Below are 24,558 nucleotides of genomic sequence, written 5' to 3'. Positions count from 1 at the left end.
ATCCCGGACTTGATCCGGGATCCAGTACTGCGGAGGGTCGACGAAGTGCATCCCCCTGAACTAAGCGGTACACATAAAAAGACCGGGCAGTGCGTAATGCTGTTCACTTAAGCATTGCAGCCTAAGGTGGGGCCCCGGAAAATCCGGTTTCCAGATCAGGAAACCGGATTTTTTTGTGTCTCTTCAGCAGTCTCTCTTCGATATTGATGCCCTCCAGTCCTTCTGTGACCTGAGTACCTTCACCCAGAACATTCCCGTTGAATGGGTGGATTCCGCTCTGCAGTTATCCTCGCAAGCCACTATTCGCCGCCGTCGACTTCCCGCCGATCAGGTACTCTGGCTCGTGCTGGGCATGGCCCTGTTCAGGAATGAACCGGTCTCAGAAGTTGCCCGCAGGCTCAATATCTGTGCTCAGGGGCTCGCGAACGATAGCCTGTTGGCCCCAAGCGGGGTATCAAAGGCGCGACAGCGTCTTGGTGCTAACCCCGTTCAGTGGCTATTTCAACGTACCGGGGTGCACTGGGGACATGAGCGTTACCCCGAAGATGAATGGCGAGGATTGCAAGTTCTCGCTGTCGATGGCGCGCTGTTGCGCACTCAAGATACTCCTGAGCTGCGAGATCATTTTGGCTCCGGTAACACGAGCACAAACCGGCAAACTCCGTACCCTCTTATGCGCCTGGTTGCTCTAATGAACGTACGTTCACATGTACTTCTGAATGCAGAGCTAAGCCCTTACCGACGCAGCGAAATACGCCTGGCCGATGAGTTTATGAATCAGGTGCCGGAAGCCTCCGTAACCCTGTTTGATAAGGGTTTTTGGAGTGCAGACCTTTTGCTGCGGTGGGCGGATCAGAACACGCAACGCCACTGGCTGATCCCCGAGCGCAAAGGCCTGGTCAGTGAGACAGTGGAGGTCTACAACAAAAATGATCGACTACTGCGAATGAAGGTCTCCCCCCAGGCTCGGAAGCGCAATCCGGCCCTTCCCGAGTACTGGGAAGTTCGAGCAGTGAGCTACAAGCATAATGGCAAAAACAAAACGGTATTTACCTGGCTACCGGCAGATACTTATGGCACTAAAGCCGTTGCGAAGCTCTACCAAGAGCGCTGGGAAATCGAAATCGGCTTCCGTGACATCAAAAGTTCCATGCAGCACAACGCCGTCACCCTACGTAGCAAGACCGTGGAACTGGTTTATCAGGAAGTGTGGGGGCTACTGTTGGCGTACAACGTGATACGTCGAGAGGCAAGCCAGGCAGCGGTCGCTCACGGGGGAAACCCAGCCAGGATACGCTTTAAGTTCGCATGCCAGTATATTGCTGCGCAGCTGATTGTCATGGCCGCGGCTCAGCCATTATCAAGGACTGGAGCGCGCTTATCGGAGCTTAGGGCGGGGATTGGGAACCTGTTTTTAGAGGACCGTCCTCGGCCTTCTAGGCCGAGGACGGTAAAGATCAGCAAAACCCGCTATCCGGTGAATCGTCGTGCTGCTCCGCTTAAGTGAACAGCATTACGGGCAATGCGCGGTTTTTTTATGTGTGTAGGACGGGGGTTAGGTTTCAGCTCTATCTTTACACTCACTGATCGAAATGGATGACCGAGCGGATGCTCTCACCACTGTGCATCAGGTCGAACGCATGGTTGATACCATCCAGCCCCATGGTGTGGGTAATGAAGTCGTTCAGCTTGAACTCGCCCGCCAGATAGCGCTCCACGTAATCTGGTAGTTCCGAGCGCCCTTTGACGCCGCCAAACGCGGTGCCTTTCCACACCCGGCCGGTGACTAGCTGGAACGGGCGGGTGGAGATTTCCTGGCCGGCGCCGGCAACGCCGATGATGATGGATTCACCCCAACCCTTGTGACAGCACTCCAGTGCAGAACGCATCACGTCCACGTTACCAATGCACTCGAAGGAGTAGTCCACACCGCCGTCGGTGAGCTCGACGACTACTTCCTGGATCGGCTTGTCGTAGTTCTTTGGATTGATGCAGTCGGTCGCACCCAGCTGGCGCGCCAGGTCGAATTTACTCTCATTGATATCGATGGCAATGATACGTCCGGCCTTGGCCATGGCTGCGCCGATCACCGCGGAGAGGCCAATACCGCCGAGACCAAATATGGCCACGGTCGCGCCTTCCTCCACCTTGGCGGTGTTCATCACCGCGCCCAGGCCGGTGGTGACACCGCAGCCCAGCAGACAGACTTCCTCTAGCGGCGCGGTCTTGTTGACCTTGGCCAGGGAAATTTCCGGCAGCACTGTGTACTCGGAGAAAGTGGAGCAGCCCATGTAGTGGTAGATGGGCTCGCCATCTTTGGAGAAGCGGGTGGTGCCGTCCGGCATCAGCCCCTTGCCCTGAGTGTCGCGGATCTGGCCACACAGGTTGGTCTTGCCGGATTTGCAGAATTTGCACTCGCCACACTCGGGGGTGTACAGCGGAATCACATGGTCACCCACGGCCACGCTGGTCACACCTTCGCCCACGGACTCGACAATACCGCCGCCCTCGTGGCCGAGAATCGCCGGGAAAATACCTTCCGGGTCATCCCCGGACAGGGTGAACGCATCGGTGTGACACACCCCAGAGGCGATCACGCGGATACGCACCTCGCCGGCCTGCGGGGGCATCACATCCACCTCTTCGATGGAAAGAGGCTTACCCGGCCCCCAGGCTACGGCGGCTCTTGATTTGATGGTCTCGGTCATTGCGGACTCCTGTTTCGTGGGGGCGGTGTTCTACCGCCAGATGGAGTCCAGTCTAACTTTTTCCGTATTGCTTATAATCTGTCTGCTCTGAAATTCATTTTTACCATTTTGTAACAATGCGGCGACGCAGTGTGAGGTGTGAAGCACCAGGCCGCGCGAGTATCTGGATGTGTGGCGGGAGAAAACGCGATGAATGTGGGTAACTGGGAAGGCGTGAATGAATTCGTGGCGGTTGCGGAGACCGGCAGCTTTACCGATGCGGCGCGCAAGCTGGGCATCTCCACTGCCCAGGTCAGCCGCCAGGTAAAAGCACTGGAATCGCGGCTTTCCACCAGGCTGTTCTACCGCACCACCCGCAGGGTATCCCTGACCGAGGTGGGGCAAGTCTATTACCAGCACTGTCGCCAGCTTTTGGAAGGGCTGGCAGACGCGGAGCGTGCGGTCACCGATCTACAGCAGGCGCCCCGGGGGCGACTGCGTCTTACTGCACCGGTTACCTACGGCGAGACCACGCTGGCGCCACTGGTACATGACTTCGCCTTGCGCTATCCGGAACTGCAGGTGGAGATGGCGCTCACCAACCAGAAACTTGATCTGGTGGCGGAGGGGTTCGATCTTGCCGTTCGCCTGGGCAAGCTCGATGATTCCAGCATGATGGCGCGCAGACTGGCATCACGCACCCTTTATGTCTGTGCCTCGCCGGACTATCTATCTACCTATGGCGAGCCCCGAAGTCTGACGGAGCTGGCGCGGCACAATTGTCTGTTGGGTACGCTGGATTACTGGCGTTTCCGGGAGCAGGGACGGGCGAAAAATATCCGCATCAGTGGCTCTATCCGCTGTAACAGCGGGCGTGCCCTGGTGGATGCGGCCCTCAAGGGCATGGGTATCGTACAGTTGCCGGACTACTACGTTGACGAAGCACTGCAGAGCGGGCGACTGGTGTCACTGCTGGAGCCCTACCGGGAAGAGGACGACGGTATCTGGGGCATTTATCCCCACAATCGGCATCTGTCACCCAAAGTGCGAATGTTGCTGGACTATCTCGGCACACACTTGGGGAAATAAGTGGCATGGGGCGGAGCCATCGACCTTGAGTACCCCGCACCCGGAGAGAATTGTACTGAATTCGCTACAGTTACGACGAAGCCGGAGAGTAACCGGAAACCGCGAAGCGGCCTCGGGTGACCTGGTAAGAACCGGCGTCTCCTCATAGGCAGCCGCTGCCGCTGTTGCTCACCGTATCTCAGTCATCACCTCGGGGAAGAAGAATGTCGCAAGATTTTGATCGACACCAGCGGAAGCGGCCAGCTCAGAGCCAGTCGCAACAGCCGGGGCGCGAGAGCGCCATGGAACCACAGCCGGTCTTTATTCGGGAGGACTATCGTGGCAGCGACAAACTCAGTGGAAAGGTGGCGTTGATCACCGGTGGTGACAGTGGTATTGGTCGCGCCACCGCGGTGCACTTTGCCCGGGAAGGGGCAGACCTGGCGATTGTTTATTTGAATGAAGACGCCGATGCTGCGGAAACCCGAAGCTTGGTGGAGAAGGAAGGGCGCAGATGCCTTCTGTTGTCAGGCGATGTGCGCGATGAAGCCTTCTGCCGGGACAGTGTGCGCCGTACCGTAGAGAACTTTGGGCGACTCGATATTCTGGTCAATAACGCAGCACAGCAACACCCGACCGAAGGCCTGGAAGAAATCTCAGCAGAGCAGCTGCAGGATACCTACGCCACCAACCTGTTTCCTTTCTTTTATTTTTCTCAGGCGGCATTGGAGCATCTCCCGGACGACGGAGTCATTCTCAACACCACTTCGGTAACCGCATACCGGGGCAGCCCTCACCTGATCGATTATTCCAGCACCAAGGGCGCGATTACCGCGTATACCCGCTCTCTGGCGAAATCCCTGGTTGCACGGGGTATTCGTGTGAACGGGGTAGCGCCCGGCCCCATATGGACCCCGCTGATTGCGGCGACGTTTTCCGCCGAAGAGGTGGAAGAGTTTGGCGGAGATACGCCGATGGGGCGTGCGGGACAACCCTGCGAGGTGGCGACCTGTTTCGTATTCCTCGCCAGTAGGGATGCGTCGTATTTGACGGGGCAGGTGATCCACCCAAATGGCGGTGACTTTATCGAAACCTGAGCCAGATACAGATTATGTACGCTCTGCATCCGCTGGAACCGTGCGGCGTTGCAACCACCGGCCATTCAAGAATCGTAAGGAATTACTCAGGAGCTCTCTACAGGACGCCAGTCTGGTTGAAGATATCGATGGCGGGGGTAAGTTCTTTTTCAAACCGCTTCCATCTTTTCACCGAGTCCCGATAAATCGGCTGGCGTATCTGTACACTGCTCGCGGTGGATACTGGCGCATTGGACTGGTGGAACGCCAGGCAGCTTTCCTCCCAGGGTAATCCAATATGCTGTAGTAGCTCGCCTGCTTCCTGCCGGGGGGTTTCGGTGAGCTGTTCGTAGTTCACCGTATGGATTCTGTTCCCGTAGACTGTTTTCCAGTGGCTCATTAAATCCTTGTAGGCACAGATATAGCGTGCAGTGTCTTCAAGGCTGTAGTGATAGTGGTAGTAGCGAAAGTTGAAAGAAAATAATTGACGGAAGTTGCTCAGGCACACATCCAGTGGATGCCGGTCGAGTACGACTATCTTTGCTTCTGGCAGGCTGCGCAGAATAAACCCGAGATAGAGAAAATTCATCGGCAGTTTGTCAATCAGGTAGTCAGCACTTTTGCCCCGAGCGAGACATCGCGCCTCGTAAGCCTGGCCGATGCTATTCGGAGGTTGTTCCAGTGCTCCGGAAATGACCTGTTCATCCAGGGTGCGTGGGTGGTCTGTGTTTGAATGTTGCTTGACGACCAGTGGAAACTCGTGAAGCTCCCCCAGTGATTCGACCCTTGAGTGACTGGCCAGAATGCGTTCTACCAGAGTGGTGCCCGAGCGTGGCATACCCACGATAAACAGAAACTGCCTGCCAAGCCCGGTTGCGCGATTCGTCGCCGGCGATGCGAACGCCGATTTCACCGCACCAAACAGCGTGGCATCCTGTGAAAAAGTGTAGCCGATCTTTTTTCGGTAACGTTGTTTGGCGTTATTTAGACATTGAAAGGCCTGAGAGTAATCACCGCGCTGTTCAAGATTCCTTGCCAGTGCGTGACTGAAATACAGTTGATCTTCCGCGCTCAACTGCGGTTGCTGTAACAACGTGTTCAGCTTGTCAGTATCCCCTGTGCCCGTACTGTTTTTACCCAGTTCCGAAAGGGCCCAGTGGGCGCGGGCGAAGCCCGGTTGCAGCTCGATGGCTTTTTGGTAGGCCGTGCGTGCGGCTTCGATATTGCCAAGGAATTGTTCAGTGGAGGCAAGATTGAACTGAAACTGGGGGTTGTGGGGCGCCTGTGCCACCGCGCCGCGCAGAGGAGCAATCGCCTTGTGGTGCTCGTCGAAGCGCGCGTAGACCACGCCGAGTGTATCGAGTAGCAGTGGACGATTTGGGCTTGCCGCCAGTGCTGCGTCCGCGGCCTGAATTGCGCTTTTGTAGTCATTCAACTGAGCACAGTAGCGTGCCTTCTGCGTGAGATATTCCGCGTTCTGTGGATCGGAATGTAATGCGCGCTCAACCATTTCCACGGCCTTGCGCATCTGGCCGGCAGCCCCGGCGGCAATGCTGATTAGAAACCAGGCATCGCGGTGCTCCGGGTCCAGCTGCAATATCTGCCGACTGTAGTGGTGCAGGGCGCGCATGTCGCCCCTGTTGAGGGCCTGCTCTGCAGACTGCTGTAAATGCGCGATGGATGGATTCTGCATGGTGAACCAAAAACTGAAAAAGCCGGCCGGGACAGTGTATCCCAGACCGGCTTGATAGAAAGCCTACAGGTGTCAGAAGCTGTAGGTGAAGCGGGCACCAATGGTGCGTGGTGTGCCCACGTACTGGCCGTAGGAACGCTGGGTAAAGCCGTTACCCCACTCGATACCCGGACCGTTGTTTTCGTCCTGCAGGTTGCGGCGGCTGGTGCGGGTTCCGGTGATGTAGTACTTGTCCCACAGGTTGTCCGCGAACGCCTGCACGGTCCAGTTGTCCAGTGACAGGGTGGCAGACAGGTGGTGTACCGCATAACCCGGAATCGCTTCGCCGCCGCGGTCACCCGCAGTAATGCTGCCATCTTCCTCGACCATATACAGCGGGTCTTCGGGGCCACCAACCATGTTGTACACATCGCTGGCGAACACGAGCCCGTAGTTCAGAGCCAGGTCATAGTTGCCCATTACCGTGGTTGAGTAGTTCAGGTTGAGTGAGCCCTGGTGTTCGGCGTGTCCCGGCAGGCGAGCGCCCGCGTAGACATCGTAGGGGCCGACGAGGCCGGGGGTATTCTCGGTAAGCTCGGCGTCGGTGTACGCGTAGGAGAAGGCCAGGTCCAGACTGTCACTGATCAGCCAGCTTCCCTGGAGCTCAAATCCCTGGCTGACGGCGGCACTGCCGTTGCCGGTAATGGGGAGAGATCCATTTTGGGTGGTGGTGGCAACCTGCAGGTCGCTCCAGTCGATGTAGTACAGCGCGGTGCTGATATTTAGGCGCTCGCCGACCAGACCTTTGTAGCCGATTTCGTAGTTGTCGATTTTGTCCGGGTCAATCAGTACTTCTTCCGGCAGTGCACACAGTTGCTGATTATCGCTGGCAATCTGCTCCGGGGTACATTCCGGTACGGAGTTGACGCCGCCGTTGCGGTAGCCTTGGGAGTAAGTGAAATACACCATGCCGGAATCGGTCGCGTCCCAGGCCAGGTTGAACTTGAACAGGTCTCCCTCGTCCTCCCCCTGATTGGTCCCCAGGTCTACGTTGATGGCGTCCTGAGGCGCTCCGAGGAATACGGTATCGTACAGAGGAAGTCCGAAGCCACCGGTAATATCGGTTTCAAAACTGTAACGGCGATAACCGCCGGTGACCGCGAGTGTGTCGCTCAGGTTATAGGTCAGTTCACCGTAAAATGCAGATTCTTTCTCGTCGATATCCGTAAGCTGAATATATTCCAGACTGTCAGGGCGCAGCTGTACGGCATCCCAGTTATCCACAGCGAACTGGTCAAAGAAGGGAGTAAATTCTTCACTGATCGCATCGGAAACATACGCATTCTGGAAGTAACCCGCTACCCATTTGAACGGGCCTTCATGCTGTGAAGACATACGCAGTTCAAAGGTGTCTGCTTTGTCTTTTACTTCTTCACGGGTATAGGCGGAGAATGAGGGGAAGGAATCATAACCGTAGTCCAGGTCGAGGAGCAGGTCGGTCTGGTCGCGCTGTCCCAGCTCTTCATATTCGGATTGACCATAAACCATGGTGGCCTGGGCGAATCCAAGGTCGCCAATCAGCTCGATACTGGTGAGTTTGTTGGTGTAGTGGTTCGGCTCTTCGTAACGCATGCCAGACTCATAGGGTCCGGTACCGAAAGCGAGCTGGTTTGACAGTTGACGACCCTCAGCCTTGGTGTCCTGGTAATAGTGCCACAGGTTGGCTTCCAGCCAATCGTTCGCGAGCCAGCGTAGATTGATTCGCCCGGACTTGGTGTCTTCTCCATTTGCATCTTTGACTTTGCGCAGGTTGGCGGCGACGTCGTCAGGGTCGTTGAAGTCCGGGTCCGGATTGGAGACCCCGGACTCGCGCACGACATAGCTGTAATCGATAAACCCCGGGTTTTGGACGCTGTCGGCGTTTACCCTTATGGCGAGGGTATCGGTCAGGGCGAAGTTCAGGGTGGCTCCGTACTCCTGGCCGAGGCCCGAGCTTTCATTTGTGCTGCTGGCGCTTCCGCGGAAGCTGGCACTGTACGCGGATGGATCTGCTTTCGCGGGTATATAGCGAATGGCACCGCCCATGGTTCCCTGGCCGTAAAGGGTACCCTGGGGGCCAATTAACACTTCTACTCGCTCGAGATCCACAGGCTTCAGGTCTACCTGCAGGGGAATGTCGCCCAGATACATGGCCACGGTACTGCTGCTGAAACCCGGGCCAAGGCCACCGGTATTGAGTCCGCGCACCATCATGTCCGGGACTTCGTCCCGAGGTCCGCGGTCGACAACGGTCAGACCAGGCGTGTAGTAAGCAATTTTGGAAATGCTGTCGAGCCGTAAATCTTCAATTTTTTCCCCACCCACTGCGGAAATATTGATGGGAATATCCATCACATTTTCTTCGCGCCGTGAGCCGGTCACGACAACTTCTTCGAAAGCGGGTTTGCTTTCGCTTTCCGTATTCTGTGCCGTGGCGAATTGCGGCAGCGGCATTGCCGCACACGAGATGGCTAAGGCCAGGTGGGATTTTTTGAGTGAGAGGTAGTTGTTGTTGTCCCTCATTGGATCTCCCTAAGACTATTTGTTGATGTGTTGAGTTGGCTGCAACCAACGTACCAGTGGGAGGGAGAATAATTTGCTAAATGCGCGCGCTCAGCAGTGTTTAATTTTGCACTGTTGCTATATTTTGGTTCTTTGGTCCGATATTTGTTCTTTTTGTGCGTCATTCTGGTGCCTGCGCCAGTATAAAATGCTGGTCGGCCGTCCGTTTATTGCTTCGGCTACTCGGGCACCTGATGTGGCGGCGCGCGGAGATGAAATACTTGATTGGGCTCGATATCGCCGCTGGCGACGTCGGTATAGGCGCGATAGAGCTGGCTGATTTTGCGCACATACTGAACCGGCTCAGCACCGCGGACGTAACCGTAGCGGGCATTGGTAAAGTACTGGGGCTCGGACAGCTTGAGCATGGCCGTTTCCACGTTGCCGAACCAGACATCCGGGTCGAGACCGAGCTCCCGAGCCAGTCGGCGCGCGTCCAGCAGGTGGCCGTAGCCCGCATTGTAGGAGGCGAGAATAAACCAGAGTTTTTCCACAGCCGGCAGGGTGGGTTCAAATCGGTCCCGTACCCAGTCGAGGTATTTTACTCCCGCGCGAATATTGCGGTCCGGCTCAAACACGGGAGGAGGAAAGCCCATATCTTCCGCAGTCGCGGGCATCACCTGCAACAGCCCCTGGGCCCCCACGGGGGAAACCGCTTTCGGGTTGAAGTTGCTTTCCTGCCACATCTGCGCCACGACCAGGCGCCAGTCAAAGCTGTATTCCAAGACTGATTTTTTTACCAGCGTATCAAAGGGGGAAAGATCCTTGCCCGGAATGACGCGCGCGGCAACGTGCTGGGTAAAGCGTTTGTTGGGCTCAAGATACGCGGCAACTTTTTCCGGGTATGCGTCACTCTTACGGTATTTTGCGAGAAAAATATTGAGTTTTTTCAGCAGCTGACGGTTCTGTGCCATCACCATCCAACCCTGAGGGCGCGGGTCGCTGACCAGGGTACCTGGCTGTAACTCCGGGCGCAGGGAGGCTGCCATCATCACGTCATCGTTATCCACAATGGTGGCATCCAGCTCGCCTTCTGCGATGCGGTCGACCAGCTCAGCGATGGAAATGTCTGCCGGTGCGACCTCCACCGCGACATCAATGCCGCTGCGTTTGAGGGTGCGTGCCGTGGCGATAAACGGTGAGTTGGCTCTGACCGTCAGCGTGCGCCCGGCGAGGTCCTGAATCTGTTTGATCTCCGGTTTATTCCGGTTGCTGACAACCTGCTCTGGAGTTTCGCGATAGGAGTGCGTGAAAGTAACCCCCTGGTCGATACGTTCCCGGGTGATATTTTTCAGGGCTCCGGCAAAGTCCCCTTTCCCCGCTTTCAGCCAGTCGATCAGGGTTTCGTCGTAGGGCACAACAATCACCTGGAGCTGCAGGCCGTGTTTTTCCGCAAAGGCTTTGGCCAGGTCGTAGTCAAAGCCCATCAGCACCCCTTTCCACAAGTAGTAGACGGACGGGCGGTTATAAGTAAGGAATCGGATGACGCCGGATTTCTGAATCGCTTTCCAGTTACCGATCCGGTCGCCCGGTGCATTGACCAGATTGCGGGTGAGGTAATTATTGACCCGGGCAAGTAGCTGTGTGGAATCCTTGCGTACCGCCCAGGCGATATTCTCTTTTTCGGAAACGGCGGCGCCCACGCGGATGTCGTCGCGATAGCTGAGCATGTTATCGGCGATATAGTCATCGAGGATGACCGCGCGATTTTTCTTCTGCTTGAGCAGGTCGACCAGAGTATCGCGGTCTTCGTAGGCAATCGCCTGCTTCATGGAAAGGTTGGCCTGGGGATGCTCGGCGATCAGGCGCTCGGCGGTCTGTACATAGACTGAGCCCGTTTGCGCAATCAGCTCGACATTGCGTAATTTCTTTGGATCACTGATATCCGGGCCTTTCTGGTTGGTGACCAGCTTTTGCCGAGTTTGCAGCAGCGGAACGGTAAAGGCCACTATCTCGCGGCGGGCTTCGGTCTCCGTGAGGGAGTAGGCGGCGATATCCGCTTTCCCCGCCTGGACCATCTCCATGGCCTCCCGCGGGGTACGCGCGACAATCCACACAGCATCAAGCTTCAGTTTCTCCGCCAGTTGGTTGGCGAGGGTAATGTGCTTCAATGTAACGATACTGTCCCGCGGCAACACGTCGAGCTCGGAGCCACCGAGATTGACGAAGCGGATCACCCCGCGCTCGCGGATTGCCGCCAGGTCACCGGTTTCGATATACGGGGGTACCGCTTGGGCCGCCGAGGTCGTTGTGGTGGTCTCCCGAAGGGGTTGTGTGCGCTCTGATACCTGCCTGTCACAGGCCGTGAGCAGCAATAGCAGGGCAGTCGCGATCAGCAGAAAACTGTATGTGAACCGAATAGCGCGGTGACCAACTCCCATCTTCAACTCCCCGGGGCGAGACCCCTGTGGTTCATCAAATGGTAATGTCACCCGCCGGTGTCCACGTGCATTCCGGGGATTGCGGAAACGGGGTTCTTAAGAAGCCGCGTAAGTGGACTTTTATACGCGTCGTTTTACGGTTTGGTAGATCAGTGTTATCGAACTGGCGCAGGTAGAGGTGAACGGACGGTCGTTTAACTGAGGCGAAAGGGAGCGGGGGTTGCCTGTAGTATCGGGAGGGGGGCGGTTCCCGGGCTACCCGGGAACCGCGTGCCAGGCGGTTCAGCGTGTGCCGTACACCACCATGGTCTTGCCTTTCACGGACACCAGTCCCTGCTCTTCCAGGGTCTTCAGAACCCGGCCCACCATCTCGCGGGAGCAGCCCACAATGCGGCCGATTTCCTGGCGGGTAATCTTGATCTGCATGCCTTCCGGGTGTGTCATCGCATCCGGCTCGTTACACAGGTCCAGCAGGGTGCGGGCCACGCGGCCGGTCACGTCGAGGAACGCCAGGTCGCCCACCTTACGGGTGGTATTGCGCAGGCGGCCGGCCATCTGGGTGGCCAGATTGAACAGGAATTCCGGGTGCTGACGGGTCAGCTCCTGGAATTTGGTGTAGGAGATTTCCGCAACTTCACACTCGGTCTTGGTGCGCACCCAGGCACTGCGGGTGTCCTGATCGAACAGACCCATTTCACCGAAGAAATCGCCATCGTTCAGGTAGGCCACGATCATCTCGCGACCCTCATCGTCTTCGATCAGTACGGTCACGGAGCCGCGCATGATGAAGTAAAGGGATTCACAGCGGTCGCCAGCGTAGATGATGGTGCTCTTGGCCGGGTAGCGGCGGCGATGGCAGTGGGCGAGAAAGTCTTCGATGTTGCCAGTAGTCAGAGTGTCTTCGGTAGCGACCGTCACGGATCTACTCCTTTTCTTGAAATTTTTGTGCCTGATCCCGGGTAAGTGGATGATTATCCCGCTAAAACCCCGATGCCAACAGGGGGCATCTCAGGGTAATGCTCCGCAATGTGATCTGGGCCACTTTTTGCCCGGCTTGAGGGCAGGGTGTTGTTTATAGCGGTTGTCGGCAGCGGTGACAACCACCGTTAGTGAAGGCTTACTTTGCAGAGCCTGTCGCCAGGGGATAGTGTCTTCCGGGTCACGGGGGCCTCGACACGCTGCGGAATCCGACGACTCTTGTGATAAGCTCCCGGCCCCCATCCAATCTGAAGGAGAGAGTTCCATGGCGGGCGTAATGCAGGGTCAGGTGACCTGGGTGAATGGTGTCACCTTTATCGGTGAGTCGGGTAGTGGCAATTCGGTTGTGATGGAAGGCGGCCAGAAGAACAACGGCATTCGCCCCATGGAGATGATTCTGCTGGGTGTGGGGGGCTGCGCCTCCTACGACGTGGTGGGTATTCTGCAGAAAACCCGTCAGGACGTGGTCAGCTGCCATGTGGAACTAAAGGGCCACCGCCCGGACGCGGTGCCGGCGCCGTTTGAAAAGATCGAGATGGAGTTCGTGGTGCGCGGGCGCAATATCAAGGAGCCCCAGGTCGCCCGTGCGGTGGAACTGTCGGCGGAGAAGTACTGCTCGGCGTCCATCATGCTGGGCAAGGCTGGTGTGGAGATTGTGCACTCCTATCGGATCGAAGAGGTCTGAGTCCCGCCTTTCCCGCGGGAGCCCGCAGCGTGCGGCTGCGGGCGACATCCCCCAACACTACAATTGTCTCGTTCTCCCGTGCCCACTAAGATGCGCACATTTGTACTCATTCTGCGGGAAAAACGATGACAGATCTCAACCAGAAGACCACCATCCGTATTCTCACCACCGGTGGCACCATTGAAAAGAGCTATTGCGAGTCTGAGGGGACCCTCAAAAACCGCGCATCCATCATTCGCGACGGCCTGATCAGCAGTCTGCGCCTGCCCTATACCCACCTGGAGCTGGAGAGCATTCTCAACAAGGATTCCCTGGAGATGGATAACAGTGACCGCGACCAGATCTGTAGCGCGATCGCGCGCACCGCGCAGCAGGGCGACCCCATCGTGATACTCCACGGGACCGATACCATGTCGATCACCGCGGAATACTGCTTTGAAGCGCTGGGCAAACCGTCGGTTCCGGTCGTGTTTACCGGCGCCATGCGCCCCATGGGCTTTATCGATTCCGATGCCCGGCAGAATGTGACCGAGGCTCTGCTTACCGCGCGCCTGATGCAGCCCGGCTTCTATATCGCCTTCCACAACCGGGTGTTCCCCATCCCCGGGGCGCGCAAGAACCTGGAAACCGGGACCTTCGAGGCTATTTGAGCGGGCCGCCCCGCACCTTTTGATTTGTGATCACATTTTGGGTATAAACTGAATGATCGTTCAGTTTTATTGGCTGCCAACTTTTTATTGAAGACCGAGGTGTTCATGACCGACCAGCAGAACCCGCAATCCACTCCGCAAACCCTGCAGGAGTGGCTCGCCATGGCCGATAGCCTCACCATCGAGGGGCGCGCCTTCATCAATGGCGAATATGTGGATGCCCGCAGTGGCCAGACCCGCCCCAGTATCAGCCCTGCAGATGGGCGGGAGCTGGCACAGGTGGCCAATTGTGGCCCGGAAGATGCCGAGGTGGCGGTCAAGGTGGCCCGCGATACCTTCGAGTCCGGCACCTGGTCTCATATGCCCCCGATGGATCGCAAGAAGATCCTGGTGCGCTTTGCCGAGTTGATCGAGGCCAACAGGGACGAAATCGCCCTGCTGGAAAGTCTCGATGCGGGCAAGCCCATCAGCGACACCATGAATGTGGATGTGCCGGGCGCGGTCACCACCATCCGCTGGAATGCCGAGGCCATCGACAAGATTTACGACGAGATTGCGCCCACCGGACCCAGCGAAATCGGTCTGATCACCCGTATGCCCCTGGGGGTGGTCGCGGCGATTGTGCCGTGGAACTTCCCGCTCTCCACCACCGCGTGGAAGCTGGGCCCGGCTCTGGCCACCGGCAACAGCGTGATTCTGAAGCCCGCCTCGAACACGCCGCTCACCGCGATCAGGCTGGCGGGGCTGGCGAAAGAGGCCGGCCTGCCGGATGGGGTGCTGAATGTATTGCCCGGGCCCGGCAGTACCCTCGGCAAGGCACTCGGGCTGCACATGGATATCGATGGTCTGACGTTTACCGGCTCCACCGAAGTGGGCAAGACGCTGACCGAGTACTCCGGTCAGTCCAACCTCAAGCGCACCTTCCTCGAGCTGGGCGGCAAGAGCCCCAACATCGTGTTTGCCGATGCGGATCTGGACAAGGCCGCGCAAGCCGCCGCACTGGCCGTGTTCTACAACCAGGGCGAAACCTGTACCGCGGGTACCCGCCTGCTGGTGGAAAAAGGCATTGCCGATACCTTTATCGAAAAAGTGAAGAAGGCCTCCGAACGCTTCAAGCCGGGCCATCCGCAGGATCCCGAGTCGGTGATGGGTGCGCTGATCGACCAGAGCCAGTTCGACACAGTGGAGTTTTACGTGGCCAAGGGCCTGGAGCAGGGCGCCAGCCTGGTGTGCGGCGGCAAGCCCGCGCAGGCGGTGGAAGGGGGGCACTACTACGAGCCCACTATCTTCCGCGGTGTCAGTGGCGATATGACCATCGCCCGCGAGGAAATTTTCGGCCCGGTACTTTCCATCATCGAATTCGAGAGCGAAGAGGACGCGCTGAAAATTGCCAACGATTCCATCTACGGCCTCGCCGCCGGCGTCTGGACCAAAGACATCAGCCGCGCCCACCGCATGGCCCGGGATATCCGTGCCGGATCTGTGTGGGTGAATAACTATTTTGGTGGCGATATCACCGTGCCGTTCGGCGGCTTCAAACAATCCGGTAACGGCCGCGACAAGTCTCTGCATGCGCTGGACAAATACTGCGAACTGAAATCCACCTGGATCGATATCAGCTGAGGAATCACTGAAAAACTACTGCGCGTGCGCCTGGCGGCGTCCGGCGGTGCTGCTGCGGCAGCCCGGTCGGCATGCTCATGTATGACTTATACACTCCGCTGCCTCCGCTCCGGCGGCCACCACCAGGCACCCGCTCGCTACGTTTTTCAGCGATTCCTATGTGGAATTGCTACCATTGACTCCGTTGGGCCGCTTTTGCGGCCCTTTTTTTAGAACGACTGGCTGGGGCTTGGCCTGATTGCCGCAAACCGCATACACTCTCCCCGGAATTAAGGCCAGTGCGGTTGCGCAGCTGGTTATTTTTCAGCACGCCTTTATTGCTTTGGGGAAACCTCATGTTCGAATGGATTGCGAGCCCGGAGGCCTGGATTGCCCTTGCCACCCTGGCGGCCCTGGAAATTGTTCTGGGTATCGACAACATCATCTTTATTTCCATCCTCGTCGGCCGCTTGCCGGAAAAGCAGCGGGAGTCCGCGCGCTTTATCGGTCTGGCCCTGGCGATGATCACCCGCCTGGCGCTGCTGTTCTCCATCGCCTGGATCATGGGGCTGACAGAACCCTGGTTTACTGTACTCGGAGAAGAAATATCCGGGCGCGATGTGATCTTGATCGGCGGTGGTCTGTTTCTTCTGTTCAAGGCTACTCATGAAATCCACAACAGCCTGGAAGGCGTCGATGGTGAGGCTACCGTCACCAAAACCGCGACTTACGGCATGGTGCTGGCACAGATTGCGATTCTGGATATTGTGTTCTCGTTGGACTCGGTGATTACCGCGGTAGGGCTGGTGGACCATATTTCCATTATGGCGATTGCGATCATTCTCGCGGTGGGGGTAATGTTGCTGGCGGCCAAGCCCATCGGCGATTTTGTCGACCGCCACCCCACCATCAAAATGCTGGCACTTTCTTTCCTTATTCTGGTGGGGGTCACACTGATTATTGAAGGGTTTGAGGTACATGTGCCCAAAGGGTATATCTACTTTGCCATGGCGTTCTCGGTGGCAGTGGAAATGCTCAATATCCGCATGCGCAGCAAAAAAGCGAAGGCGGTCAAATTGCACAAACCGATTCGGGAAAACGAATAAGCTTCCGCCAGCAAACAGCAATTAAAAAAGGGGCGCAGATGCAGTATCTGCGCCCCTTTTCTGTTTCTATCGCAGTAGTGGATTACTGGCAGAGGCTGCGAATTGCATGGGCTTCCTGTGCCGCATCCATCCACAGGTATTCATCGTCATCACCGAAGAAGTAGTAGACAGAGTTGTTGGGCAGAATCAGTACCGAGATGCCACCGTAGCCGGACATAAACGGCAGCCACAACGGATTGCTGCAGCCACTCATATTGCTGCTCACCTCGTGGGCCCAGAAGCCGTTGTTGTATTTGTAGTCGGTGAGCGGTTCCAACCCTCGGTCGGAAGCGTCCCGTTGCAATGCGGCATCCAGCTGTCCCTGGTGCAGTACGGACTGGCTGCCGCCGGCGAGGAATGCGCCGATTTTTGCCACATCGTCCCGCAGCCACATCAGCCCCCAGCCGGTGAATGGCTGTTGCACGCTGTCATAGGTGCGGCGAGTAAATTCTGCGGTGGGGCTGACAGCCAGTGGTGCGAGCACCTCATCCAGCAGAATATCGGTGAAGATATCACTGCTGCTACCCTCAATGCCCTGCAGATACGCGTTCATCGCGGTACCCAGAATGTAGGTGTCCGAGGTGTGATATACCCACTTGGTGCCGGGCGTCGCCTTGCGCGGGTACTCGGTGCAGCTGTAATTGATTTTGCTGGCGTGGTCTTCCGGCAGGAACAGGTCGTTGGTATGGCTGGCGCCTTCGTCGCTCATGTAACCGGCGAGCTTGTAGTTCCCGGTGCCCATATCCAGCGCATTGCCGAAGGTGACATCGTTCCAGTTACCGTTGGTGTTGCATTCACTGATATAGCTGCCAATGGACTGATTAAAGGTACCCGGATATTTCTGCTCCAGACGCATGAGTGCACCGCCGGCAAATACGGACTTTGCACTGGAGTAGGAGGGTACCACCAGAGATTCACAATAAGGGTAGGCGCCCTGGCGCGTGTTGCAGCCTCCCACATAGTGGGTGCCATCAATGACGAAGCCGGCCAGAGAAATGGCCAGCGGGTCCTTGCCATTAGGGGTTGCAAAGGCGGTGTAATCCGTGCCCGGGTAATCCTGCGGGAGGTCACTGAGTGGTTTGGTTGGCATGCGAGCTGCAACCTCTGCCTGGTAGTCGCTGACCAATGCGGCACTGTTGCTGACCGACTGGGGGGTATAGCTGGCAGAGAGCTGTCCCCACATGTCGAACTGATAATAGAGGCAGGTTTCACTGGCGATCTGGTAGGCCACATCGGAAACGGAGCCGTCGTCCTTGAACAGGAAGCTCATCACCCCATTGTGCATGCAGTTGGCGTTTTTCTGTTGCAGGGCAAAGGGCAGGGCAACGCGGCTGTAGCCCGCATCACTGCTTTCATTCCACACCCGTCCCGGTGTCAGTACATATTCCCACTCCGGGTGATTGCTGGGGATCGAGCCCCGCTGCTTGGGTACGATATGACTGCCCGTCTGCACAAATTCAAAATCGAACTCCGGCAGGTGTTTACGTGTTGCATCCTGGGACCCGGTGTAACGGAAGGTATCCTTGTGCTCGTCAAAGGCACCGCCGCTGGCTTCGCCGAACAGCTCCAGCGAACCTTCAAACTGATTGGTGGGCATGGCGGCGTCCGCCGGCAGTGCATAGTGGGAAAAATTCACCAGGCTGCCGGGATCACTGCCGTTGATCAGAGTGGTCATGGTAAGCCCGGAGCGGGAAACATTGCCGCTGCCAGTGAGCGGGTCAAAATCTTCCACACTGCCACCGCCCGCACTGGAAGAACCGCTCAGGTTGATGGTGAGGCTGGATTCATCCGGGTCGTTGGAGGTGAGTGTAATGGCGCTGCCAAAACTGCCCTCTGCGGAAGGCGCAAACTCAACGGTGATGGCACAACTGTTGCCTGCGGCAACGGTGCTGCAATTATTGCTGGTGATACTGAATGGTGCGGCGGGAGCACTGGTGCTGCTGATTGTCAGCGGCGCCAGTCCCTGATTGGATACCGTGACGACCTGTGTGCCCGTGTTGCCCGGCGCAACATTGGAGAAACTGACACTGGCCGGTGCACTGATATCCGGATCGGTGGGGGCGCCGCCGGTACCGGTGACCAGCGCCTGGTGGCCGTAGCAATAGTCGCCGCTGGTAGACCCGGTTCCGCGGAAGCGGAGTTGCACATCGGTATTGTTATCGATCCCGGCCGGTGAGCTGCTGCTATTGAACTGGGTACCATTGTCATCACCATTGGCGACGGTGACCGCGGTGGCCCAACTGCTGCCGCCATCGGTAGAAACTTCCCCGTAGCAGAACTCGTTGTTTTCCAGAGAACCTGCGGACATGGTCAGGGATACAGAAACCGATGAATAGCCTGCGGTCGACAAAGTGTGGGTCGCTGTGGAGCCACCGCGCAAGCGAATAGTGCCATTGTGCGCATCCACGTTACCGCTTGTACTCCAGTCACTGATATTACCGCTGCTGAAACTGTCTGAATAAATGGTTTCCGCTTGAGCGCCGGCAGAGCCCACCGCACTCAGTAGCAGAATGGCCGACGCGAGTCCGACCCGCGACCGTTGGTCATTCGATTTCATATTTGCACCTTGGTTATTTTTATGAGCTGGGACTGCCGCTGCGCGCGCATTCGGCACGTGCAGTGGCGTGGATATAACATGGGCTTTCACTGGGAAAATAGGTAGGGCCAGCTAACTCGTGCGCGTAGTGCCAGTGGCGAAATGTCGCGGCGTTATTTTCGGGCACAAAAAAGGCGGACCCGTTACCGGGTCCGCCGAAGCGCGATTGCGCAGGAGTCAAACAGTTACTGACAGGCGCTCTGGATCTGGTGCGCCTCTTGTACGGCTTCCAGCCAGTAGTAAGTGTCGTTGTCGCTGAAGTAGTAGTACACGCTGTCGTTGGGCAGCAGTACCACGGTAATGCCACCGTAGCCGGACAGGAACGGAATCCACTGATCGCCACTGCAGCCGCTCAGGTTGCCGGATACGTTGTGCGCCCAGAAACCGTTGTTATAGCGATAGTCGGCGAGCGGTACCGTGCCTGTATCGCTGCTGTTGCGCTGTAGAGCGGCACCGAGCTGGTTGCTGTCGAGCATCGGCTGGCCGTTGATCTCGCCGTCGTCAATGCCGACAAAGCTTGCGATTTTTGCCACATCGTCCGGCAGCCACATCAGGCCCCAGCCGGCAAAAGGTTGTGCAACCGAATCGTAAGTGCGGCGGGTGTACTGGCCGGTGGGGCTCACCCCAATCGGTTCCCACAGATCGGCAACGATGGCGTCATCAAAAATGTCTGCGCTGCTGCCCTGTTGGTCCTGCAGGTAGTCATTCATATGCGTGCCAGCGATATACGTATCCGAGGTGTGGTACACCCACTGGCTGCCTGGCGTTGCCTTACGGGTGTACTGTGAACAACTGTAACTGATCTTGCTGCTGTGGCTGTCGGTCAGGAACAGGTTGTCGGTGTGGGATGCGCCTTCGTCCTCCATGTAAGTCACGTTGCCATAATTTCCTGTTGCCATATCCAGCAGGTTGTCCAGCGTCACGTCGGACCAGTTGCCGTTGCTGTTACAGGCGGGAACGTGACTTGCCACCGCGGTGTTGCGTACCCCGGGGTAAAGCTTTTCCAGGCGCATCATGGCCACGCCTGCAAAAAACGATTTGGCGGAAGAGTAAGACGGTACCACCATGGAGTCGCAGTAGGGGTAGTTGCCGTAGCGGGTGACGCAGTCACCGCGGTAGTGCACGCCCCCATAAATAAAGCCGGCGGTGGACACATGGCTGGCATCGGTACTGTTCGGCGCTTCAAATGCGGAAGGATCGGTACCCGGATAGTCCGTGCTCAACGCCGACAGCGGCTTGGTCGGCATGCGGTCGGCGATCTCTGCCTGGTAGTCCTGAATCAGCTGGCTCTGGTTGGCAATGGTTTCCGGAGTGTAGCTGGCACTGAGCAGTCCCCACCAGTCAGCCTTGAAGTAAAGGCAGGTTTCACTGCTGATCTGATACGCCACCTTGGACGTCGAGCCATCCTCTTTGAACAGGAACGTCATGACGCCGTTGTGCATACAGTTGGCATTGCGCTGCTGCAGGGCAAAGGGAATGGCGGCGCGGCTGTAACCGTTATCGCTGTTCTCCTGCCAGACGCGGCCGGGCGTCAGGACATATTCCCAGTTGGGATGCGCACTGGGGATGGAGCCCCGTTGCAGCGGAAAAATATGACTGCCAGTCTGAATAAACTGAAACGAAAACTCCGGCAGATGCTTGCGGGTATTGTCGCCGCTACCGGTGTAGTTATAAGTGTCCTTGACCTCGGAGAAGCTGCCGCCGGTGGCTTCGCCCGTCAACGTCAGGGTCCCGGCAAAGGCATTCTGGGGGTGTGCCGCGTTTTGCGGCAGCGCGTACGCGGACAGGTTGACGCGGCTGCCTGGATCGCTGCCGTTCATCAGCGTGTTGTAGTTCAGCAGGCTGCGGGATACGTTGCCGGACCCGCTCAGCTCATCGTAATAATCGTCGTTACTTCCGCCACTGCTGCTGCCTCCGCCGCTATCCACCTCGCCAGTGACGAGAACGTTATCGCCGTAGCAATAGTCGTAATAGTCGTTGCCGCCATTGCGATAGCGGATCATCAACTGCGCCTTGTTGTCCGCGTCGATGGCGACGCTGCTTACGGAGTACAGGGCACTGTTGTCCTGCCCATTGGACAGGGTGGTCGCATTTACCCAGGAGCTGCCGCCATTGTTGGACACTTCCGCGATGCAGCTCTCGCCATATTCCAGGGAGTGCGCCGAGATATCCAGTGATATGTTGACGTTGACATAACCGGAGGTGGACAGGGTATAGGTCGCACTGGCAGTGCCGCCGCGCAGACCGATAGAATAGTTCCCGTAGTAGGCATTGCTGTACACGGTGCCGGTCGTACTCCAGCCGGCGATATTGCCATCCTGAAAGTCTTCGTCCAGGAGCGTTGCCGCACTCAGGCCCGGTGCCGCGCAGGCGCTGAGCAGTGCGGCGATAGTGAGATGTCGCATTATTTTCATGGTTTTATCGCATATGGGGTTTGCAGGTTGAATGGTCCCATTCAGGTTCTCGCAAACCCGGTTCCGGCAATAGCGCCACCTGATGGCTGCAGATAGGACCAGTGGCGTTCGGGGTGGTCATAAATTGACCTGAATCGAAATGTGTCACAGTTTGTGAGACATTTATTCTGCTTACGCAGATGCATTGCGGACCACAACGTAGAGGTGTACAGGAAATGGCCATCAAGCCGGATAGGGGACGTCGACACATTTTGAGGGCGAGGGCGAGGGTGATACGCTGGATCTGCAGCCTGCTGGTCCTGCTGGTGTTCACGGGCTGCGGCGGGGATCGTGACCTGCCTGGTCAGTCACAGAGCTCGAAGGCTAGAGGTTCCACTGAGGAGAACACGCCCGCTCCGGTGGATGTCGTCGAAGAAGAGCCACTGCCCCCGGCATTTGAGAATTACGTCGAACGCGGTGACCTCGACGCGATCGCCGCACGCGGCACCCTGCGGCTGCTGGCCCCCCTGGGGCTGGAAGAGGAAGCGCTGCCCCGGGATGGCCTACCCACGGGCGAGTGGCGTGCACTTGCGGAAAAATTTGCCCACCAGCGCGGCCTGGAGCCGCAGTGGATTTATGTGGAAGACTTTGCGCAATTGATTCCCGCGCTGATCGATGGGCGCGGTGATCTGATTGCCGTCAGTTTTTCCCGCACACCGCAGCGCGCAAAACAGGTCGCGTTCACCCGGCCTCTGGAATACGTTCAGGAACAGTTGATAACCCGCCGCGATCGCCCCCTGCAGAATGGCCAGGTGGAAGTCGCATTGCGCAATGGCAGTGCCTTTGTGGATACCCTGGCGCAGCAGTCCAGCGAGGAGCGCGTGCTGACACCACACCTCCTGGATGGACCGGTTACCCAGGACGAGCTGCTGAGTGGCGTAGCCGAGGGCCAGTTCGAGGCAACGGTAATCGACAGTAACCTGGCGGAGGTGGTGCTTGCGGACTACCCGTCACTGCAGGCGGAAAATCTGCGGGACAGCCGCCGTGCCATTGCCTGGGCTGTACGTCGCGTTAGCCAGCAACTGGAGCAGGCACTGAATGAATATTTTACCGAAGAACACCTGGTGGCGGCGCAGCGTCGCGCCAGTGCCCTGCGCGACTGGCAACAGATAAAACAGACCCGAACCCTGCGTGTGCTGACCCGCAATCACCCCGCTTCCTACTTTATGTGGCGCGGAGAGCTGATGGGATTTGATTACGATCTGCTGAAGCGATTTGCTAAAGACAATGACCTGCGTCTCAGTATGGTGGTGCCTGGCCCCGAGGTAGATCTGGCTGAGGCTCTGGCTGCAGGGATGGGGGATGTCATCGCCGCGTCACTGACCGTTACCGAGGCGCGCAAGCAGCAGGGACTGGTATTTACCCGTCCGTATATGCAGGTCACCGAGCAGCTGATAGCGGCAGTAGATAATACTGATGAGCTGGACATGGCCGTCCCTGTGGCAGACCGCTTACAGGGACAATCGGTTGCGGTGAATCCACTGAGCAGTTATTACTCCAGCTTGCAGCTGTTGCAGGGGACACTTCCAGAGCAAAGTGCAGTGGAGATTCTCACGGTGCAAGGTGCCACTACCGAGCAACTGATCAATGCCGTGGCGGAAGGGCGCTACGACTACACCGTGGCAGATTCTCACCTGGTGCAGATTGAGCAGACTTACCGCGATGATTTCATGGTGGTGGGTAACCTCTCCGGCGAGCAGGATATCGCCTGGGCCGTGCGTGGCGATCAACCGCAATTGCTGGAGCAGTTGAACGGTTTCCTGAACCAGTACTACCGCGGCCTGTTTTTCAATGTCACCTACAACAAATATTTCCGCGAAGAAAAGCGCATCCGCGGAAAGCATCGGGAGCGACTGCGCGATACCTCCGAACTGTCTCCCTACGATCCGCTGGTGCGCAAGCATGCGGTGCCCGCGGATCGCGACTGGCGTATGGTGGTTTCGCAGATGTATCAGGAGAGCCGTTTCAACCCGAAGGCGCGGTCCTTTGCCGGAGCCCGCGGGCTGATGCAGGTGATGCCGCGTACCGGTCAACAACTGGGTATTACGGATCTCTATCAGCCGGAAAACGGCATTCGCGCCGGTATCTCTTATCTCGGCTGGCTGGAGGAGCGTTTTCCCCGGGACCTGCCGTTTGATCAGAAGATCTATTTCACCCTCGCCGCATACAATGCGGGCCACGGACATGTGCGGGATGCGCGAGTACTCGCAGAAAGACTGGGCAAAGATCCGAATCGCTGGTTCGGTAATGTGGAAGACGCCATGCTGCTGCTATCGCAGCCAGAGCATTACCGAAAGGCCCGCTTTGGTTATGTGCGGGGGCGTGAACCGGTGAACTATGTGCGGCAGATTCGCGACCGCTATTTTGGTTACCTGTCGGTGGCGAAAAACGAGCGCGCATCAGAGTTGCAACAATAAACGCCAGCCACGGAAGATTCAGGGATTCTTCCGTGGCGTATAACACCGGTCAAATCCGTGCAGTCACCTGCACTTCAATTTTCATCGCGTCGTCCAGCAGGCGCGCCTCAAATACCGTGGCTGCAGGACGCACCTCTCCCAGCCATTTCTGCAGTACCGGCCAGCAAGGCTGGAAGTCATCCCGGTTTGGCAGGATATAGGTTACCCGCACAATACGCGCGATACTGCTGCCGGCCTCCTCCAGTGCCTGTGCAATATTCACGAAGCATTGGTCCGCCTGTTCGGCGACATCGTCGCTGATGCTATTGGTGGCGTAATTGAAACCGGTAGTACCGGAAACAAACACGTAGTCGCCGTCCACCACCGCGCGCGAGTAACCAATCTTGCGTTCAAACTCCGATCCGCTGGAAATCAGCTTTCTGCTCATTCTGTGTACTCCTTTCATTGTCTGGCTTCCCTGAAACAGATTCTCGCTGCATCGGTACGCCGTTTTTTTGGGCGCGCGGATGATGACACAGGGGGGGTATTTCGCCTACTGCGAAGCGAG

At 57.4% G+C, this 24,558-nt stretch carries 16 protein-coding genes; 8 read left to right on the top strand and 8 right to left on the bottom strand.

The window, feature by feature from the left end; all coding sequences use genetic code 11:
* Window positions 1–202: 202 nt before the first annotated feature.
* The gene (locus LRR79_RS00950) at window positions 203–1,507 is read left to right on the top strand and encodes an IS4 family transposase (RefSeq protein WP_407665234.1); all 1,305 of its coding nucleotides are present in this window, start codon (window positions 203–205) and stop codon (window positions 1,505–1,507) included.
* Window positions 1,508–1,580: 73 nt separating this feature from the next.
* Here the strand turns inward: LRR79_RS00950 and LRR79_RS00945 are convergent, their stop codons facing one another.
* Window positions 1,581–2,708 (bottom strand): S-(hydroxymethyl)glutathione dehydrogenase/class III alcohol dehydrogenase, encoded by a 1,128-nt coding sequence (locus LRR79_RS00945; RefSeq protein ID WP_231758571.1) that lies wholly within the window; start codon window positions 2,706–2,708, stop codon window positions 1,581–1,583.
* Window positions 2,709–2,879: 171 nt separating this feature from the next.
* Between LRR79_RS00945 and LRR79_RS00940 the strand changes: the two genes are divergently transcribed.
* A complete protein-coding gene (locus LRR79_RS00940; protein ID WP_269455090.1) occupies window positions 2,880–3,776 on the top strand; it encodes a LysR substrate-binding domain-containing protein in 897 nt (298 codons plus the stop codon).
* A 203-nt stretch (window positions 3,777–3,979) separates the two neighbouring features.
* Complete coding sequence (locus LRR79_RS00935) at window positions 3,980–4,852, top strand: SDR family oxidoreductase (RefSeq protein WP_231758570.1); 873 nt, start codon at window positions 3,980–3,982, stop codon at window positions 4,850–4,852.
* A 97-nt stretch (window positions 4,853–4,949) separates the two neighbouring features.
* On the opposite strand, the gene LRR79_RS00930 is transcribed toward LRR79_RS00935, so the two are convergent.
* From LRR79_RS00930 to crp, 4 genes are all read right to left on the bottom strand, one after another.
* Window positions 4,950–6,524 carry a tetratricopeptide repeat-containing sulfotransferase family protein gene (locus LRR79_RS00930; RefSeq protein WP_231758569.1) on the bottom strand — a complete coding sequence of 525 codons (1,575 nt, stop codon included), beginning with the start codon at window positions 6,522–6,524 and terminating at the stop codon, window positions 4,950–4,952.
* Between the two features lie 72 nt (window positions 6,525–6,596).
* The gene (locus LRR79_RS00925) at window positions 6,597–9,065 is read right to left on the bottom strand and encodes a TonB-dependent receptor (RefSeq protein ID WP_231758568.1); all 2,469 of its coding nucleotides are present in this window, start codon (window positions 9,063–9,065) and stop codon (window positions 6,597–6,599) included.
* 218 nt (window positions 9,066–9,283) lie between these two features.
* Window positions 9,284–11,485: a transporter substrate-binding domain-containing protein gene (locus LRR79_RS00920; protein WP_231758567.1), complete on the bottom strand. Its 2,202-nt coding sequence runs from the start codon at window positions 11,483–11,485 to the stop codon at window positions 9,284–9,286.
* Window positions 11,486–11,767: 282 nt separating this feature from the next.
* A complete protein-coding gene (gene crp / locus LRR79_RS00915) occupies window positions 11,768–12,403 on the bottom strand; it encodes a cAMP-activated global transcriptional regulator CRP (RefSeq protein WP_051687212.1) in 636 nt (211 codons plus the stop codon).
* Between the two features lie 337 nt (window positions 12,404–12,740).
* Between crp and LRR79_RS00910 the strand changes: the two genes are divergently transcribed.
* From LRR79_RS00910 to LRR79_RS00895, 4 genes are all read left to right on the top strand, one after another.
* Entirely contained in the window at window positions 12,741–13,148 is a 408-nt protein-coding gene (locus LRR79_RS00910) for an OsmC family protein (RefSeq protein ID WP_231759957.1), read from the top strand.
* Between the two features lie 125 nt (window positions 13,149–13,273).
* Window positions 13,274–13,798: an asparaginase gene (locus LRR79_RS00905; protein ID WP_231758566.1), complete on the top strand. Its 525-nt coding sequence runs from the start codon at window positions 13,274–13,276 to the stop codon at window positions 13,796–13,798.
* A 105-nt stretch (window positions 13,799–13,903) separates the two neighbouring features.
* Entirely contained in the window at window positions 13,904–15,421 is a 1,518-nt protein-coding gene (locus tag LRR79_RS00900; RefSeq protein WP_231758565.1) for an aldehyde dehydrogenase, read from the top strand.
* A gap of 335 nt (window positions 15,422–15,756) precedes the next feature.
* Window positions 15,757–16,506, top strand: coding sequence for a TerC family protein (locus LRR79_RS00895; RefSeq protein WP_231758564.1), 750 nt, complete (start codon window positions 15,757–15,759; stop codon window positions 16,504–16,506).
* A gap of 82 nt (window positions 16,507–16,588) precedes the next feature.
* On the opposite strand, the gene LRR79_RS00890 is transcribed toward LRR79_RS00895, so the two are convergent.
* Together LRR79_RS00890 and LRR79_RS00885 are read right to left on the bottom strand one after the other, a co-directional pair.
* Window positions 16,589–19,102: a choice-of-anchor D domain-containing protein gene (locus LRR79_RS00890; RefSeq protein ID WP_231758563.1), complete on the bottom strand. Its 2,514-nt coding sequence runs from the start codon at window positions 19,100–19,102 to the stop codon at window positions 16,589–16,591.
* Between the two features lie 224 nt (window positions 19,103–19,326).
* Window positions 19,327–21,555, bottom strand: coding sequence for a serine hydrolase domain-containing protein (locus tag LRR79_RS00885; protein WP_231758562.1), 2,229 nt, complete (start codon window positions 21,553–21,555; stop codon window positions 19,327–19,329).
* 269 nt (window positions 21,556–21,824) lie between these two features.
* On the opposite strand from LRR79_RS00885, the gene LRR79_RS00880 reads away from it, so the two are divergent.
* Window positions 21,825–24,011 carry an MltF family protein gene (locus LRR79_RS00880; RefSeq protein WP_231758561.1) on the top strand — a complete coding sequence of 729 codons (2,187 nt, stop codon included), beginning with the start codon at window positions 21,825–21,827 and terminating at the stop codon, window positions 24,009–24,011.
* Window positions 24,012–24,060: 49 nt separating this feature from the next.
* On the opposite strand, the gene LRR79_RS00875 is transcribed toward LRR79_RS00880, so the two are convergent.
* Window positions 24,061–24,438, bottom strand: coding sequence for a RidA family protein (locus LRR79_RS00875; RefSeq protein WP_231758560.1), 378 nt, complete (start codon window positions 24,436–24,438; stop codon window positions 24,061–24,063).
* Between the last annotated feature and the right edge of the window lie 120 nt (window positions 24,439–24,558).

Origin of the sequence: Microbulbifer elongatus (assembly GCF_021165935.1) — a bacterium.
Lineage (GTDB): Bacteria > Pseudomonadota > Gammaproteobacteria > Pseudomonadales > Cellvibrionaceae > Microbulbifer > Microbulbifer elongatus.
The sequence above is the reverse complement of the archived record's forward strand: the minus strand, read 5'-3'. Positions and strand labels throughout refer to the sequence as shown.

Bases quoted from the DNA above. Each gene is read 5' to 3' on its own strand.
- LRR79_RS00945 (WP_231758571.1), bottom strand. From the start codon at position 2,708: ATGACCGAGACCATCAAATCAAGAGCCGCCGTAGCCTGGGGGCCGGGT.
- LRR79_RS00935 (WP_231758570.1), top strand. From the start codon at position 3,980: ATGTCGCAAGATTTTGATCGACACCAGCGGAAGCGGCCAGCTCAGAGC.
- LRR79_RS00930 (WP_231758569.1), bottom strand. From the start codon at position 6,524: ATGCAGAATCCATCCATCGCGCATTTACAGCAGTCTGCAGAGCAGGCC.
- LRR79_RS00925 (WP_231758568.1), bottom strand. From the start codon at position 9,065: ATGAGGGACAACAACAACTACCTCTCACTCAAAAAATCCCACCTGGCC.
- LRR79_RS00920 (WP_231758567.1), bottom strand. From the start codon at position 11,485: ATGGGAGTTGGTCACCGCGCTATTCGGTTCACATACAGTTTTCTGCTG.
- LRR79_RS00910 (WP_231759957.1), top strand. From the start codon at position 12,741: ATGCAGGGTCAGGTGACCTGGGTGAATGGTGTCACCTTTATCGGTGAG.
- LRR79_RS00905 (WP_231758566.1), top strand. From the start codon at position 13,274: ATGACAGATCTCAACCAGAAGACCACCATCCGTATTCTCACCACCGGT.
- LRR79_RS00900 (WP_231758565.1), top strand. From the start codon at position 13,904: ATGACCGACCAGCAGAACCCGCAATCCACTCCGCAAACCCTGCAGGAG.
- LRR79_RS00895 (WP_231758564.1), top strand. From the start codon at position 15,757: ATGTTCGAATGGATTGCGAGCCCGGAGGCCTGGATTGCCCTTGCCACC.
- LRR79_RS00890 (WP_231758563.1), bottom strand. From the start codon at position 19,102: ATGAAATCGAATGACCAACGGTCGCGGGTCGGACTCGCGTCGGCCATT.
- LRR79_RS00885 (WP_231758562.1), bottom strand. From the start codon at position 21,555: ATGAAAATAATGCGACATCTCACTATCGCCGCACTGCTCAGCGCCTGC.
- LRR79_RS00875 (WP_231758560.1), bottom strand. From the start codon at position 24,438: ATGAGCAGAAAGCTGATTTCCAGCGGATCGGAGTTTGAACGCAAGATT.